Genomic DNA, 2908 nt, shown 5'->3' with positions numbered 1-2908 from the left:
TCTCTCCTGTAAAACAACACCAGTGGGTCGGTTCCACCATCTTATTAACAGTTACGTAACGTTTTCAGCCCTTCGTTACTCTCGGCACACGTATGGTTAGTTGCGTGGTTAAGCAACTAATTTAGTAAACAAATACGAACCCGAGAAAATTCCGAAGGAATTTTCCAAATAAGCACTTGCCAAAGCAATTAATTATACACAGTGTTACCCAACGTTATTTATCCGATTTCAAACATATCTCCTTTTCTTAAAACAACTTCCTTTTTTCTTAAATACTCTACTTTATCTTTTATAAATTTATCATTGAAAAGTGTATGATACCATAAATTATGAATCATACAATATTCAGTAAGGAATGAATGTTTTTCATTTTCCCAATCTGAACCATAACCACTCAACCAATTATAAAACATAAGTATTTGTTCGTGATTTGATAATTGCGCTCGCAAAATTCGAAGATATTTCATTTTCTCATCGTAACTTTCAATTAATTCACTATTTGCTATAGACTTTACTATTAAATATAAATGTCTAAAATAATGCCCTAATCTTGATGAATGTCCAGAAAATGGTTTGTAATTAAAATTTAGGTTTACATCTTTTATAAACTCTTTCCGTTCACTATTTTTCTTAATAGCTTTTTTCGGGTTTTGATGTTGTTTTCGTGCTTTTTTTAATAAAAATATAAAGTTTTCATCTTCTGGGAATTCTCGTTCATATTCGTTTAAACCTGAAAAGAAAAGTTTATAACATCTATGAAATCCTTTTTGTGTTAACTTATTATCTTTGGTATAAAGAGCAAGAATAGATTCGAATTCAGATTTCATAGTAACAAAAATCTTTCTACCATCAGTAGATTTTTCAAACCTTTTGAGTTTTCCATCTTCTTCAAAATCGTAACCATTAATTATCATTTCAGTCACATTTTCTCGATGCAGTTTTAGCATTTCGTAAAACTGTGACTCAAATAATTGAATTTGATTTTGCTTGTTTTGATTGTTTATTTGTTTTTGAAGTTGATTATTACTTTGTTTTTGTTCGCTCAAAAATAATTCCCTCTGTTGTTTGTTCGCTTTATACTGAACATAGAAAGCAAGTCCAGTAACAATAACACCTGCAATCGCTACAAAAGGATTCATTATTCCACCAATTGTATCTCCGATTTGACCTGTCAGAGTAAAATCGAAATCACTACTTGCTGAATTTCGTGTGAAGATGAATGGTGCGAATATTGAGAAAACTAATAAGGCAAATGCACTTATTAAAAGAGTAATTATTTTCCAATCAAGTGTAGTATTATTCTCTGATGTGTATTCAGATTTATTTTGGGTAGTATTCGTTGTTTTTACTTTATATAATAGATAGAAACAAAAAATTAAAATTAGTAACGTAATTATTGAATTAATGATGATGTATGTTGTCATTCAGGATGTTTCTGTTAATGTTGGGTAACGGTCTAGTAATCGAGTAGGCAAAGGGAATTTCACCCTAAGCCTCTCCCAGAACCGTGCATGAAAGTCTCCCCTCACACGGCTCTTGTTGTACAAATCTAAGCGATTACATTTATATGTGAAAATTGCCAATGGTAAAATAAGTTAGGATATTGTTTCCTAACAGTTGCTAACCATTTATACCCTTTTCTAATACTGGTTTTGTAACGCTTATACCTTTTCCTTGCCCACCAAACTAATCGCTGACTTAATAACCTGAAAACTTTGGTGAGTTCATACATTTTGAATTTACCATAGTAACCTACCCATCCTCTTATCATTGGATTTAAGTATTGAGCAACCCCTACAATGCTTTTAAAAGTCAATTTACCTACATTGAGTTCTTCAAGTTTATCTGCAATTCGTTTTCTTGAACTAATACTTATGGCACAATCATACCCTAAAAATAACGCTTTCTTTTTCTTTGAAAATGCCGTTCTAGGTTGAAAAGAATATCCTAAGAAATCAAATTTCACTTTTGGATAATCACCTCTTCTACGATGGTCTCTGCAATAGACTATTTTTGTCTTTTCTGGATGTAACTCCAATCTTACAGATGTCATCCTTTGATGTATCTTTTGCAGTACTTGTTCTGCTTGGGCTTTACTTCTACAATGTACTATTACATCATCGGCATAACGTGTAAATAGCACATTTTCACCTGTGTTTTCTAACCATTTATCAAAAGCATAGTGTAGAAATAAATTAGCCAATAATGGACTGATTACTCCTCCTTGGGGTGTTCCCATTCCTTGCTTTTGAAGTAATTCTCCAGATGTTGTAAAAACGGGTGCTTCCAACCATCGTTTAATGTAAAGTAGTATCCATTTTTCAGGTACATGCTTCTTTACAGCTAACATCAATTTGTTGTGGTCAATAGTATCAAAGAATCCCTTGATATCAAGGTCTATCACCCAATCTTGCTTCCAACAGTTCTCTCTTACCTTTGATAATGCCTGATGGGCATTTCTCTTTGGTCGATAGCCGTAAGAATTTGGGCTAAATACTGCCTCTAATCTTGGTTCGATAAACATTTTAACCGCCATTTGCCCAACCCTGTCGCTTATTGTAGGAATTCCTAATTTACGGATACTTCCATCCTTTTTGGAGATTTCTACTTCTTTGACTGGTGGTGGAAAATAGCTCCCTGATGCCATACGATTCCATAATTTGTACAGATGGTTATTTCGATTTGCATCAAATTCTTCCATATCTATCGCATCCACTCCTGCACTTCCTTTATTGGAACGCACTTGTTGATAAGCCTGCCAAATTATTTGACGGCTTATCGGTATTGATTTTGTTTCATTCCATAAAGTCATCCGTATGCATCCGAGCAACTACAATATAGAATTTTCTTGATATCCAGGTAGTAATTCTTCTAATTTTTGTATGCTATGATCTGGTATTTTTTCTAA

2 protein-coding genes are annotated in these 2908 nt (G+C 33.1%); both read right to left on the bottom strand.

Annotation, left to right across the window (positions count from 1 at the left end):
* Window positions 1–218 precede the first annotated feature (218 nt).
* Window positions 219–1424: a putative phage abortive infection protein gene (locus H527_RS0118550; protein WP_027414039.1), complete on the bottom strand. Its 1206-nt coding sequence runs from the start codon at window positions 1422–1424 to the stop codon at window positions 219–221.
* Window positions 1425–1549: 125 nt separating this feature from the next.
* Window positions 1550–2812 (bottom strand): group II intron reverse transcriptase/maturase, encoded by a 1263-nt coding sequence (ltrA, locus tag H527_RS0118545; RefSeq protein WP_027414038.1) that lies wholly within the window; start codon window positions 2810–2812, stop codon window positions 1550–1552.
* Between the last annotated feature and the right edge of the window lie 96 nt (window positions 2813–2908).

The organism is Aquimarina muelleri DSM 19832, from assembly GCF_000430665.1.
Taxonomy (GTDB): domain Bacteria; phylum Bacteroidota; class Bacteroidia; order Flavobacteriales; family Flavobacteriaceae; genus Aquimarina; species Aquimarina muelleri.
This window is presented reverse-complemented; position numbering and strand designations above follow the sequence as displayed.

Excerpts from the sequence above, each read along its gene's own strand:
- ltrA (WP_027414038.1), bottom strand. The coding sequence starts at position 2,812 with ATGACTTTATGGAATGAAACAAAATCAATACCGATAAGCCGTCAAATA.
- H527_RS0118550 (WP_027414039.1), bottom strand. The coding sequence starts at position 1,424 with ATGACAACATACATCATCATTAATTCAATAATTACGTTACTAATTTTA.